General features: G+C 68.9%; 11 protein-coding genes. 5 read left to right on the top strand and 6 right to left on the bottom strand.

Annotated features, from left to right (window positions below; translation table 11 throughout):
- Positions 1–52: 52 nt before the first annotated feature.
- The 4 genes from A5691_RS09875 to A5691_RS09860 all read left to right on the top strand — a co-directional run bounded on the left by A5691_RS09875 (position 53) and on the right by A5691_RS09860 (position 5,031).
- Positions 53–403, top strand: coding sequence for an FkbM family methyltransferase (locus A5691_RS09875; protein WP_067748614.1), 351 nt, complete (start codon positions 53–55; stop codon positions 401–403).
- Between the two features lie 428 nt (positions 404–831).
- Positions 832–2,322 (top strand): hypothetical protein, encoded by a 1,491-nt coding sequence (locus A5691_RS09870; protein ID WP_067748611.1) that lies wholly within the window; start codon positions 832–834, stop codon positions 2,320–2,322.
- Between the two features lie 9 nt (positions 2,323–2,331).
- A complete protein-coding gene (locus tag A5691_RS09865; protein ID WP_068017162.1) occupies positions 2,332–2,679 on the top strand; it encodes a YbaB/EbfC family nucleoid-associated protein in 348 nt (115 codons plus the stop codon).
- A gap of 168 nt (positions 2,680–2,847) precedes the next feature.
- A complete protein-coding gene (locus tag A5691_RS09860; protein ID WP_067748606.1) occupies positions 2,848–5,031 on the top strand; it encodes a hypothetical protein in 2,184 nt (727 codons plus the stop codon).
- Positions 5,032–5,140: 109 nt separating this feature from the next.
- Here the strand turns inward: A5691_RS09860 and A5691_RS28980 are convergent, their stop codons facing one another.
- Positions 5,141–6,568, bottom strand: coding sequence for a hypothetical protein (locus A5691_RS28980; RefSeq protein WP_082950226.1), 1,428 nt, complete (start codon positions 6,566–6,568; stop codon positions 5,141–5,143).
- A 69-nt stretch (positions 6,569–6,637) separates the two neighbouring features.
- On the opposite strand from A5691_RS28980, the gene A5691_RS09850 reads away from it, so the two are divergent.
- Entirely contained in the window at positions 6,638–7,210 is a 573-nt protein-coding gene (locus A5691_RS09850; RefSeq protein WP_067748603.1) for a TetR/AcrR family transcriptional regulator, read from the top strand.
- A 29-nt stretch (positions 7,211–7,239) separates the two neighbouring features.
- Here the strand turns inward: A5691_RS09850 and A5691_RS09845 are convergent, their stop codons facing one another.
- From A5691_RS09845 to A5691_RS09825, 5 genes are all read right to left on the bottom strand, one after another.
- Positions 7,240–7,947, bottom strand: coding sequence for a hypothetical protein (locus A5691_RS09845; protein WP_068017159.1), 708 nt, complete (start codon positions 7,945–7,947; stop codon positions 7,240–7,242).
- 86 nt (positions 7,948–8,033) lie between these two features.
- The gene (gene eccD / locus A5691_RS09840; RefSeq protein WP_068017156.1) at positions 8,034–9,587 is read right to left on the bottom strand and encodes a type VII secretion integral membrane protein EccD; all 1,554 of its coding nucleotides are present in this window, start codon (positions 9,585–9,587) and stop codon (positions 8,034–8,036) included.
- Positions 9,584–11,560: a MinD/ParA family protein gene (locus A5691_RS09835; RefSeq protein ID WP_068017153.1), complete on the bottom strand. Its 1,977-nt coding sequence runs from the start codon at positions 11,558–11,560 to the stop codon at positions 9,584–9,586. Before A5691_RS09835 ends, eccD begins: the two co-directional genes overlap by 4 nt.
- Positions 11,561–11,665: 105 nt before the next feature.
- The gene (locus tag A5691_RS09830; protein WP_067754652.1) at positions 11,666–11,953 is read right to left on the bottom strand and encodes a WXG100 family type VII secretion target; all 288 of its coding nucleotides are present in this window, start codon (positions 11,951–11,953) and stop codon (positions 11,666–11,668) included.
- A 41-nt stretch (positions 11,954–11,994) separates the two neighbouring features.
- Positions 11,995–12,297, bottom strand: coding sequence for a WXG100 family type VII secretion target (locus tag A5691_RS09825; RefSeq protein ID WP_046184939.1), 303 nt, complete (start codon positions 12,295–12,297; stop codon positions 11,995–11,997).
- Between the last annotated feature and the right edge of the window lie 4 nt (positions 12,298–12,301).

Raw genomic sequence — 12,301 nt, 5'->3', positions numbered from 1 at the left:
CGCGTCGCGATGAGCTTTCAGCATCGGAAGCAGCGAACTGCTCTGCCCCGCGTTGCCCGCGACGTTCATCGGCACCGAGGAGGTGGCCCTCCGTCGACTCGATTCCCTGGCGCCCGAGCTCTTGCTGCCCGACGACGTGGCATTCCTCAAGCTCGACGTCCAGGGGTTCGAGAGGCAGGTGATCGCCGGCGGGGAGACAACGGTGCACGATCGCTGCGTCGGAGTGCAGCTCGAGCTCTCGTTCGAGCCCTTGTACGACGGTGGCATGCTCGCCGACGAGGCGATGGACCTGATGCGCTCACTGGGCATGGCGTTGGCCGGATTCGCGCCGTTCTTCTTCGATGTCCGAACCGGGCGACTGCTGCAGGCCGACGGGGTTTTCTTCCGACCGGCCGGGGTGTGACGGTCGGGCGCCGCCTGGCCCGCACGCCGTCGAGAAGGGCGAGGCCGCAACGCCTTCGGGCGGACCAATGCGGCGCAATGTGTGCGCATTGCACCCCGGTACACCACGCATTTTCGAGCCGAAAGTGTGCCAAATCGGTACGGCAAATTGCTGCGCGCGGGCCCTCTTGGGTGAATTAGGATAACTCCGATGGCGGTTGGCGTGCCCCTACACCGCCCGATGACTCGGCGACACGAAAGGGGTGGTCGGTGACTGCACCGCATCCTGCTGTCGACCGCGCCGACTCAGCGGGCAACGCCAGTCTCCTCGCGCCCGCGGGCCACGGTGTCGAACGAGTGACGTTGCGGCACACCTCACCGACACTGCCGCGGCCTCGGCGGTTTTCGATTCGGCCGACGATGACTTCAGCGTAAGGAGAGCCAGCCGATATGCCGCAGACGTTGAAGGTCGAATACGAAGAACTCATGGCGCGGGCCAATGAGATCGAGGCGGCGCTGCCGGCCATCCCGGCCACCAATCCCGCAGCCCCGTGTGCCCTCTCTTTTGTCAACGATGCCGCCACCCAACTCGCGCTTTCCGCCGACTCGATGCGGCTTTACCTCAGGGCGTGCGAGCGGGAGTGGCGGGCGCTGGCGAAATCACTCCGCAACGCCGCCAAAGCCTACGAAGAGGTCGACGAGGGCAGCGCCGAGGCCATCAACGCCGTCGACGGCGGTTCGTCCGCATCGGGGGTCGGCAACGGAAGCGACCGGATGACGGCCAATTGCGACCCGGACGAGGACTTCGGCGGCTACCTGCCCCCGCCCCCACCGCCACCGCCGGCGTTCGAGTACCCCTACTACGAGGTCAGGCAGGCGGCGACGGCCATCGAGTCCGGCGACCAGGGCACCGCCTTCAAAGCGTTCGCGAAGGAGTGGGACAACTTCCAACGAGAATTCCAGAAGGAGACCTACCGTTTCCGGCCGTTCAGCTCGTGGGAGGGCGAGGCATGCGCAGCGGTCGAGTTGAATTTCGAGGCACAACGGCAGTGGATCTACTCGATGGCTCAATTGTGCGTCAGCCTCGGAAACCAGGCCCTGAGAGTCGTCGACGCCCACAAGAAAGCTCGGGTCATGGGCGATCGTCAGACGCATGACTATGACGGAAAGTGGACCGTCGAGGCGGAACACCCCACGAGTTACGAAGTGTCGCAATGTGATTACTGGTACCAGCGGTATGTGACGTCGTATCCGTATTACCTGTACATGGCGGTCAGCTGGTATGAAAGCCTGCAGCAGAAATCGGAGACGTCGCTCAACATGTACATCGCGAACGCGTCGCTGCCGCTGCCGCCGGTGAATCCCAAGGCTCCGCCCGCCGCCACCCGCATTTCGGCGCCCCCCGACCCGAATGCGCCGGGCGACGGAACGATCGATCCGACCATTCCGGGCGGTTGGCCCACCGGCGACGGAACCGGGGCGCCCGCCACCCCCATGACGCCCATGGTGCCGCCGATGCCGGGCGGCGGCATGCCGGGGGCGGCGGACCAGCCGGCCATGGACGCCGCCATGAAAGATGCGTTGAAGGGCAAGCCGGGTCTGCCCGGGGGAGGCGGGGTCAAACCGGCCGGGTTGGGCGGCGGCGGGGCCGGTGTGCCGTCGATGCCATTGCAGCCCGCGGTGGATTCCGAGGCGGCGTCCCGGCCCGCCGGTGCGGCACCCGGTGGCGCGGGCCCGGGCCGCGGAATGCCGGGCGTTGGCGGCGCCGCCGGTGGCGGCATGGGCGGCGGGATGGCGCCGATGGGCGGGCCCGGCCAGAACCAAAACCAGGGCAAGGGCAAACGCGTGCAATCGGACGACGAGTCGCTCTACACCGAGGAACGCGCATGGACCGAGGGCGTCATCGGGAACCGCCCGCGCAAGACAGCACCCGAGAAGTAAGGATCCCAAATGACCGTGGAGATGCACCCCCAGGTGGCAGAGGCGCTGCGGCAGGCGCAGCTGTTCCAGTCGGCGTTGGAGGACCAGCAGCACCGAACGAATACCGAAACGTTCACGGCCACAGACGAATCGAAGACCGTCGAGGCAACCCTCAATGCCCGACTCTGCTTGACCGGTCTCCACATCGAGGACGGCCTGCTGCGCCTGGGAGCCGAAACGGTCGGGGAGCGCGTCAACGAGGCGATCGGCAACGCGCGGGCCGTCGCGACCGCCGCGATCGACGCCGAGGAGGACCGGCTCATCGAGTTGGTCGCCGGCATCGCCGGTTCGCTCAAAGGGACCCTCGGCTTAACCTGAGCGAAACCCGGTGCCGGACAGGGGTTTGAATGCTCCGGACCGGCGGGGACCCACGCTCAATTTGGCGCAGTTGGCTTGGCTGAACCTCGATTACGCTTACTAACCATGATGTCCGGTACCCTCCAGCGGCCGACGCGTTGGCGCATGCCGCCGGCGCAGGAGTAGGCGATGGGCGTCGCGAAGCCGGTCAGCGAGTATGCCGCGCAGATGCTCACCCCGGACGCCTGGCCCGAGGTGGACGAGGACAACTACTACGACCGGGCGCAGCAGTACACCGAGGTGCTGCGGCAGGTCACCGCGGTGTTGGAGACCTGCCAGCACGAGCAGAGCGACATCTTCGACGGAGGATTCTGGTCCGGCGGTGCCGCCGCCGCGGCCAAGAGCGAGCTCGGCACCAACATCGATGAGCTCAAGAAGCTGCAGAACGGCCTGGCGACGGTCATCACCTGGCAGCGGTATGTCGCCGATTCGGTCACCCAGGCCAAATGGGATGTCAGTGACATCGTCGAGGCCGCGCAGACGGAAATCCGCGCCCTCGAGAACGACTCCACCCTGGACGCCGCCGAGCGGACCACCGCGATCAACTCGGTGCTCAGCACCGCCTACGGGGCGAACCTCAGCGTGGTCACCGGCACCGCCGAGCGGATCGTGGCGAGCAAGGCGTGGAAGCCGCCCCACAATGCGCTGCGGGACTTGCTCGATCAGAAGACGCCGCCGCCGGTCACGCTGCCGGACGGTCCATCATCGCCGGCGCCGCCCGTCGAGGAAGACGGTCCGCGGCCCGGCCCCGCGCCACCGGCGCCGGTGACGCCACCGCCGGCGGCGCCCCCGCTGGCGCCCCCCGCGATGCCACCTTCGGCAATGCCCACACCGGGGCCAGGCGCGCAGCCCCCGCCCGGAATGCCGACCGTTCCCGGGCAGGTGCCCGCCCCACCGGCCGTCAAACCCGGCGGGGGTGGCCCCGCCGTGCCTGGCGGCCCGGGCGGTCCCGGCGGTGTACCGGCACCGCCGTCGGCTCCCGCGGCGCCGCTGAGCCCGGCGGCGTCGGCGGAACCGCTCGGCGCGGGCGGACGCGGCAAGGGCATGACGCCGGCGTCGCTGATGTCGCCGTCGGTCGCGCCCCGGACGGAAGAGTCGGCGACGGCCGCGCCCGTCGGCGGGGCCGGCATGCCGGCCGGACTGCCGGGCGCCTCGGGCGGCGGATCGCGCGGTGGCGGCGCCGGGGCGGGCGCAGGTGCTTCGGCGGCGCAGAAGCCGCCAACCGGTTCGGCCAGCACGCGACCCGCGGCCGCCGGCAATCGGCCGGCGCCGGCCCGACCCGCCGCGTCCGCCGGCGACCCGGCATCGACCGAGCGGAGCGACGCGGCGGATGCCGTTGTCGTGACACCAATCATCCCGGTTTCGAAGGCGCGCGCCGAACGCGACGCCATCGCGGACGCAGCCACCGCCGACGCGGCGCGCCGCCAGGCCGATCCGCTGCGATTGGCGCGGCGCATTGCGGCGGCCCTGAACGCACCCGGCGCCAACGGTGCCGGCGAACTCGGATTCTTTTGGGTGACGGCGGTGACCACCGACGGGCAGATCGTGGTGGCCAACAGCTACGGGCTCGCCTACATCCCCGACGGGGTGCAATTACCCGAACAGGTGCAGATGGCCAGCGCCGACGACGCCATTCCCGCCGCGGAACGGGCGCGCTGGGCCACCTACCCGGTGATGGCCGTTCAGGGTTGGGCGCAGCACCACGACCAGAAGCTGCGCGCGGTGATCGCGACCGAGGAGCAGCTGGCCAATTCGGATCCCGGTGCCGCGAAGGTCCTGCTGAAGCCCGACGACATCCCGGACAACGGCGACATGGTCGGTCTATCCCGGCTGGCCGTCGTGGACCCGGAGGCGGCCGACCGGCTGGCCGCCACCACGGACGTCCGGCTGGTCAACCTGTTGCCGCCGGCGCCCGCCGATGCGACCCCGTCGGCAGACAGCCAGCGGGCCCCTGACGAACTGATGGACTCCGACGCCGCAGCTCACCTCGCCGCCTCGCTGGCCGAAGGCAAGATCAGCCTGCAGGAGATGCTGGCGCAGGTGCCGAAATCGGCCGAGGATCCCGCTCCGCCCGTCGACCAGCGGCCGATGCTGTGGTTCGACGTGATGAAGCCGCTGGCCAGCCGCTCCCCCGGGCGGCAGGCCGCGCACCTGCGGGCCTTCCATCGTTACGCCGAGCACGCCCAGGAGGTGCTGGTCGCACAGGCGCACACCGCGGCCGATCCCGTGGCCCAGCGAGCCGCGGTCGCCGATTGGTTGTACTGGAAGCACCTGACCGGGTTGTTGTCGGCGGCGCTCTCCGACGCATCGTGAGTCGGTCGGCGACCCCTCGCTCGGACGAAGAAGCGGGCCTTGGTCCAACATTCCCGGCACCCCTCGGCCGGGAGCGGAGAAGGCCCGCCTTCGTCGGGGCGTCAGCCGATCACCGGGCGTCCTTTGCCTCCGCGACCTCCCTGCGCCGCCGGCCGATCACGCCCTCGGTCCACGGCCGCCGCTCGGTGTAGATCGCCTCCTCGTCGGATTGCGGACGCTTGCCCTTGCCGTTCGGTTGCCCCTGCGCACCGGGGGCGCCCATCGGCGCCCCGCCCATGCCGCCGCCCAATCCGCCACCGCCGCTTGGGATCCCGCGGCCAGGACCCGAGGACCCGGCCGCCGCCCCGGTGGACCGTGGCGGCGCTTCGGCGTCTACCGCGGGTTGCAACGGCATCGACGGCACACCGGTCCCGCCGCCGCCCAGCCCGGCCGGCTTCAGCCCCGGGCCCTTCGACGGGGCGGGCGCCCCCCTCCAAGCGCCCGCCCCGGTCGGGTCGGTGGGCATCGCCGGCGTACCGGTGAACGGCGCACTCGGCATGCCGGTGGGGGTGTTCAGGTACTCGTCGCCGTACGGCAACTCGTCGTATGGGGTGTCGGGATCCGTCTCGTACGAGCCGGGCTCGGGGGGCGGGGCGACGTAGTAGGCGGCGGGGGGCTTGGGCGGATTGATAGGCGCCAACGGCAGCGCCGCCCTCCTCTGGTATTCCGCCAGGACCTCCTCCGACTTCTTCTGCAGCCGCGCGTATTCCTCTTCCAACGCGGGCTTGACGCTGCCTTTCCAATGTTCTGCCGGCAGATGGCCTTGGAAGTACACCCACGCGTCGTCGAGCTCTTTCAGCTGCGCGACGGTGGGATGTTCCGTGACGGCCCAACGGTGCGTCGACACGACGCCTTGCGCCTGGCTGACCATCGTGCCGGACAACGCCGCCATCTGGTCGAGCCATGACCGATGCGAATCGAAGTTGTCTTCAACGGCGTATGTGGCGTCGCCGTACCATTCGACGAACGGCCGGAAACGATAGCGGGCCTCCAGCAGTGTCCGCTGGTGATCGGCCCACGTTCGCGCGAACAGGTCGAGTGAGACGCCCTGATCGAGTTCGGCGATCTCCTCGGCGGCCTGCCGGACCGGGTAGTACGGCGTCGGCTCAATCGACGAAGCCCCAACCTTTTTCGTGTCGCCGAGTGCCACCGGATCGGGATCTTCGCCGGTGACGCCGGGCGCCGCGGCCTGCACCGACGTGCCGTCGTCGATGGCCTCTTGCGAGTTCTCGTCGACCTCCTCGTAGGCCTTCGCGGCGTTGCGTAGCGACTCCGCGAGGCGGCCGCGCTCGCGTACGCCGACCCCCAGGTAGAGCCGCATATTGTCGGCGGACAACGCAAGTTGCGCGACGGCGGCGGTGACCATGGCCAGGGCGCAGGGCGCTTCAGCGTTGTCGGCGGGCTGACCCGGGATCGCGGCCTCCACCTCGTCGGCCCTGGCCATCAGCTCCTGGTACTCCACACTCAGCGTCTGCGGTTGGGTCAGCGTCTGCGTCATCGCGGATCATCTCCTTGGTCGAGGACTGTAGTCAGTCGACTACAGTGCATTCTCCGGTAGTGTAGTCATATGACTACAGACGGCACAAGCCCATCGGACCAGGTGGTTTGCCCCACGGGGCGCGACGAGGTGGTCGCGGCGATCCTGGACAGCGCGAGCCAGTTGTTCGCCGAACGTGGGCCGGCCGCCACGTCGATCCGCGATGTCGCCACTGCGGCGCGGGTCAACCACGGCCTGGTGTTCCGTCATTTCGGCACCAAGGAGAGGCTGGTCGCGGCAGTACTCGATCAGCTGGCGGCCCAGCTGGCCACGCTGATCGAGCGCGGCGCACCGGCGGCAGACGTCGAGGCTGCCGGGCGCCGTCAGTTACGGGTGATCGCGCGGGCGCTCCTGGACGGGTATCAGGCAGGCCGACTGCAGACCAGCTTCCCGGCGGCAGCCAGGCTGCTCGACGACATCAGGCCGGGGCATTGCAGCGACGAGGCGGCACGGCGCGCGGCGGCACACGCGGGCGCGTTGCTCATCGGCTGGCAGATGTTCGAGCCGTTCCTGCGCGCGGCAACGGGACTACGCGAGTTCGGCGAAGACGAGCTGGAGCGGTCCATCGCCGCCGAATCCGCAAGGCTTGCCCGGCCGCGTTGAGGCGCGGTGTGTGCGTTGCCCTCAACCGCTCAGAGTGTGACACCCGACGGCGCAGCCTGCGGGCCGGCCGGCGAGATGGGCTCGGCCGGAACCTTTTCGGCGGTCTCCGCGCCGGGCGCGGCACCGTCGGATTGCGCATCTGGCCGCCCGTCTTCTTCGTCGGCCCGGCGGTCCTCGTCGGTGGGAGCCTGGTCCTTCTTATTGCTGTCGGCGAGTTGCGCGGGAGCGGACCCGGCCCCCTGCATGCCTTGCAGGCTCCCCATCGCGCCCTGCATGCCCTGCATCACGGAACCCAATGGGCCCGTTGCGCCGGCCAGTTCACCGGGCTGAGGCACCGGACTACCGGGCTGCGGGGACGGCTTGGCGGGGCTGGGCTCGTCGCCATCGTTCGGCTTGTCCGCCTCGGGTTTGACTCCGGGTGAACCGCTCGCAGGTTCTTTCGCGGATGGGAGGAACTGAACCTGGGTCAGGTGGTCTCCGAGCCGCTCGTCGGTGTCGGCATACATCGCGGCCGCGGCGGCGATGCTCGATCCCGTCTTGGTCAGTGCGGCTTTGACCGCAGGCAACCCGTCGGTCACCGGTGATTCGATGATCGGCAATGTCGCATTGATGGCCGCCGAGACGGCATCCGTGCCCGGCGCCACGATGGGCGCCGGCGGCGTGGGAAATGGCAATTGTTGCAGCGTGTTTCCCGCGTTCTCCAAGCGGGACGGTTCGACGACCAATGGCTCGATCATCAGTCGATCTCCTCTGCCCACTTGCGATTACGAGAATCTTACCCAACCTGCCGCCGCTCGAACCGCGGCAATTTCTACCCGCCTCGTCAGAATTGGATGTTGCGGACGATGTCGTAGACGCCCGTTATCCACAACAGCATTGGCAGGATGGCGGCGACCAAAACCCCGTCGAGCAGTTCCAGGACGCGCTTCATGACCGGTGAGATCCGGCGGATCCCCACGGTCGCACCGACGACCGCGAGCGCGACCACGCTCGTGGCCGAAAGGATGGTCAGGAAAAGCCATGCGGTGTTTGGATACCAGAGGCTCAACCGGGCGGTCACCCCGATCGGAATGGCGACGGTCGCCGCCAGCAGCGCCCACGCGCACCAGCGTTCCGCGTACAGGCGTGACCTGAATCCGCATGCGGCGGTGACCAAACCGGCGACGACCAGGCTGTGCACGAAGAAGTGTCCGCGCACGACGATCGCGACGACACCGACCGCCAGCACCAAAGTCCCGGCCGTGACGAATCCGATCAGCAGTCGTTTGGCAAGCGCGCTGCGTTCGGTGAGGCGTGCGGCCGAGCTCGGTACCGAGGCGATGATGGCATGCCACGTCCTCGCCTCTTTGTCGTCGCTGAGCTCTTGGCCCGCAACGGGTTCGAGCAGCTCGTCGTGCTCGACGGCCTCGCCGGGCGCGGGGATCGGCGGAAGCGCGATCCGGGCGACCGCGACGGTCAGCTTGGCCGCATTGGTGACGGTGAAGAGCCCGAACACGATGGCACCGGCCGGCACCCAATGCTGCCAGCCATAACCGAAGGCGACGGCGGCGGCGGTCACGGCAATGGAGGTGACGGCGACGAACGACGCGATCTCGGAACGACGGCGTGGGCCGCCGCGGGTCAACAGTGTCAAGAACAGCACCACCGCCGCCGCACCGGCGAGCTGTGGTGCCCCCAGCGGGGCCGCTTCACGGGGCGCCGGAATGGCCAGCGCCACAGCGACGGTGATCAGGGGAGCCGCCGTCGCCAGCAGGCTCTCCGACAGGCTCACATTCTTGTAGAACCTGTTGGCCACCCAGCTGCCCGTCAGGGCCAACAGCCCGGCGATGCCCAACGCGAGTGACCACCACAGGTGGCGCCCGGTGTTCCACCAGGCCAGTGCCGCGATCGCGGCGATCGCCACCGTGACGACGGGAAGCGCCACGCCGATGAACCGATTCACGGCGGGGCGGTCGAACTCCGCCGATTCGTCCAGCACGGCGATCGCGTCGATGACGTCCTCGACCAGCGGCCGGTACCGCTCGGTGCGGCTCACCGACACCAGCGTCAGCAGCGATCCGTCGACCACGACGGCGTCGTCCAGCGACTTGTCGGGCTTCAGGGGCGGGGCGCCCGGTCGGGCGAAAGTCCAAGCGCCCTGGGCCGAGAAGTCGAAACCGGCCAAGACATCGGCCGGAGTGTCTTCGAGAAGTTCGGCCAGAACCGCGACCGTGTCATCGATATACGCCTCGATCGGCGCGGACGACGGCAGGACGACGTCGGTCATCCGCCGCCCGGTAAGGATCGTCACCCGGGTGGTGGCGGGCTTGGCGGGCGCGGTGGTGCCGGCGGGCCCCGCAGTTGCGGCCGCGCCGGCAGTAGCGGTGGGTGCGCTCAACGACGTTCACCCCTGTCGAAATCGTCGGACAGTGCTGCGGCAAGCTCGGTAATCCTACGCTGGTAAACGGGGTCGAGCAGGCGGATTTCGATCTCTCCGCCGGCCGCGATGTGTTTGTCCCACGGCAACACCACGACCCGGTCCGGCCGAACGTGCTGCCCGAATTGCCGCACCAAGTCGGTGATGGCGACATTGGGTTCCCCGGGCGACACATGGTTGATCACCACACATGCGCGGCTCAGCAGATCCCGATGACCGCTGTCACGCAACCAATCGATGGCGACCGCGGCCTGCCGGGCAGCGTCGACCGATGCGCTGGTCACGATCACCAACCCGGATGCCGTTGCAAGCAGACCCCGAGTCAAGCCGGCCCCGCAATCGGCCAACACGACGCTGTAGAACCTCGACACCACGTCGGCCGCCCGCTGCCAGTCGGTTGTACTGAACGCGCGGGGCGCCGTGCCGTAGTCCGCCCCGGCGAGCACCTCGAGGTTGACGGCATTGACGCTGGTGAAAGCCCGCACCTCGTTGTAATGCGAAAGGTCCTTGCGCGCAAGGAGATCCGCGATACTCGAAGCCGATCGTTGCCCCGCACGATCCGCCAGATTCCCGGAGTCCGCGTCCGCGTCGAACGCCAGGATCCGGTCACCACGCACCTGTGCCAGCGTCGACCCCAGTGCGACCGTCAAGCTCGTCTTGCCGACACCACCCTTGAGGCTCAGCACGGCAATCTGATGAGATCCGCTGGGAATACGCTGTATTCGCCGGTGTAAGTCCCGCTCGTATTTCTCGTCGCGGGACAGACCAGGGTTGATGCGCGTCAGCTTGTACACCGCCCGCCGCCAACCGCGTTTCGGGATCGCCTTTTCGGCCGACTTCCTGCCCGGCTCGACCCCGATGTGGGTTACGGCAGCGGTGGGGCCGCGCTCGCCGTCCGCGGATGCCGGCGGCGAACTCGGTGGTGCCGGCGACTTCGTGGGGTGTTGCGCCGCGGGACGCGCCGGAGCTGCGGGAGAGACCTCGCGCTCACGTCGCTTCAACGATGGCGGGGGCACCGGCCCGCCGTTCGGTTCCGCCGTCGCATGGTTGGCCCGTGGAATCGCTGTGACGGTGGGCCCAACCGCTGCGTTCACGCGGTCGTCTCGGTCGTCGGCGCGATGGCTGTGTCGCCCGGTGCCGGCGCCGGCAACGTTTGCCGCGTTGGTGTCGTCGCGGTTTGCGCGACGCGAGTGTCGGGCGTGCTGAGCCGGGGCCTGAGCGCGTGGGTCAGGTTGCGGCGCAAGCGATTTCGGGCCGACAGGCGGGGGCTGCTGACGCCGTTCGACCGGCGGAGGTTCGGCCGGGGGCTGCCTGCGCCGCTGGGCCGGGGGCGGTTCGGGCAGCTCAACGGCAGCGGGCTCCGGCTTGTCGATCGGCATCGGTGGCCGCGCGGGCGGGCTCGACCGGCCCCGGTCGACGGGGGGAGGTGCGGGTGGCGCCGGGGCGGCTTGCTCCGTCGGGTCGATCGGTATCGGTGGCCGCGCAGGCGGGCCGGCCGGGGCCCACTCGACCGGGGGAGGTTCGGGTGGCGCCGGGGCGGCCTGCTCGGTCGGGTCGATCGGTATCGGTGGCCGCGCAGGCGGGCCGGCCGGGGCCCGCTCGACCGGGGGTGGTTCGGGCAGCGCCGTGGCGGCCTGCTCGGTCGGGTCGATCGGTATCGGTGGCCGCGTAGGCGTACCGGCCGCGGTCCACTCGATCGGTGGTAGGGGGGTTTCGGTTGCGACGGAGGAAAATTGCTCTTCGATGTGGATGGGCATCGGCGGCGGCGTATGCCCGTTGGGCTTGGGCGGACTGTGCGCCGCCGACGGCATCGCAACCGGCTCGGGCGGCATCACAACCGGCGCGTTGACGTCGAATTCCGTCTGCGCCGCAGCCTCGTCCGCAATCTCCATCCCCTCAAGGGATTGGAAGAGCCGGTCGTAGTCGGCCGCCATCAAAGCCTTTCGTCAACTCGTTTCATGCGAGGAAGCACGAGAAGAGCCTAGATCTCCCGTCAGGTCGACGTGGCCCAATCTCGTGCTTCGCCGCTCGCCATCGTCTTACGTGAACATGCCCGTGACGCCGGATTCGGTTTGCGCCATCGCCTGGCTGGCCTCGGTGATGCGCTGGGAGAGCGCCTGCAACGCGGCGTTGAGTTCAGCGGAGGTGTCATCCCAATTCCGCTGGACCTGCTGGTAGGCCTCCGAACCGCTGCCGCCCCACGCCTCGGCCAGCTTGGCGAGGGAACTCTTTCCCTCGTCGAGAAGACCCTGGGTGGTCTGCACTGCGCCCGCAATCGAGCTGGATCCCGCTTCGATACCGGCGAAATTCCATGACTGTTCCGACATATTGTTGCTCCGTTTCTTTGTGGTGCTGAGGGGGTGATGGGTCAGAAGTTCATCTGCGACGACAGCGAACTGGCTTGTTCCTCGTCGGCCGAGGAGTACTGGATTCCGGCGCCGTGAATGTTCTGCGAGATCTCGCTGAGCGCCTTGATCTGGGCCTGGCCCGCTTCGTGGAAGCGCGTCAGCGCCTGCTGAGCGGCGGCACCGGCTTGACCGCGCCAGTGGCCGGCCAGCTCGCCACCGGTGGACTCCACGGTTTGGATGACCCGCTGGAGCTCGCCGGAGATCCTGTCGAAGTTGCTAGCCTCCGCGCTGAGGGTAGCGGCATCGGTCTTCATCTCTGCCATGCTG

Source organism: Mycobacterium sp. E183 (assembly GCF_001667735.1).
Lineage (GTDB): Bacteria > Actinomycetota > Actinomycetes > Mycobacteriales > Mycobacteriaceae > Mycobacterium.
The sequence above is the reverse complement of the archived record's forward strand: the minus strand, read 5'-3'. Positions and strand labels throughout refer to the sequence as shown.

Excerpts from the sequence above, each read along its gene's own strand:
- A5691_RS09870 (WP_067748611.1), top strand. The coding sequence starts at position 832 with ATGCCGCAGACGTTGAAGGTCGAATACGAAGAACTCATGGCGCGGGCC.
- A5691_RS09825 (WP_046184939.1), bottom strand. The coding sequence starts at position 12,297 with ATGGCAGAGATGAAGACCGATGCCGCTACCCTCAGCGCGGAGGCTAGC.
- A5691_RS09830 (WP_067754652.1), bottom strand. The coding sequence starts at position 11,953 with ATGTCGGAACAGTCATGGAATTTCGCCGGTATCGAAGCGGGATCCAGC.
- A5691_RS09865 (WP_068017162.1), top strand. The coding sequence starts at position 2,332 with ATGACCGTGGAGATGCACCCCCAGGTGGCAGAGGCGCTGCGGCAGGCG.
- A5691_RS09850 (WP_067748603.1), top strand. The coding sequence starts at position 6,638 with ATGACTACAGACGGCACAAGCCCATCGGACCAGGTGGTTTGCCCCACG.
- A5691_RS09860 (WP_067748606.1), top strand. The coding sequence starts at position 2,848 with ATGGGCGTCGCGAAGCCGGTCAGCGAGTATGCCGCGCAGATGCTCACC.
- A5691_RS28980 (WP_082950226.1), bottom strand. The coding sequence starts at position 6,568 with ATGACGCAGACGCTGACCCAACCGCAGACGCTGAGTGTGGAGTACCAG.
- A5691_RS09835 (WP_068017153.1), bottom strand. The coding sequence starts at position 11,560 with ATGGCGGCCGACTACGACCGGCTCTTCCAATCCCTTGAGGGGATGGAG.
- A5691_RS09845 (WP_068017159.1), bottom strand. The coding sequence starts at position 7,947 with ATGATCGAGCCATTGGTCGTCGAACCGTCCCGCTTGGAGAACGCGGGA.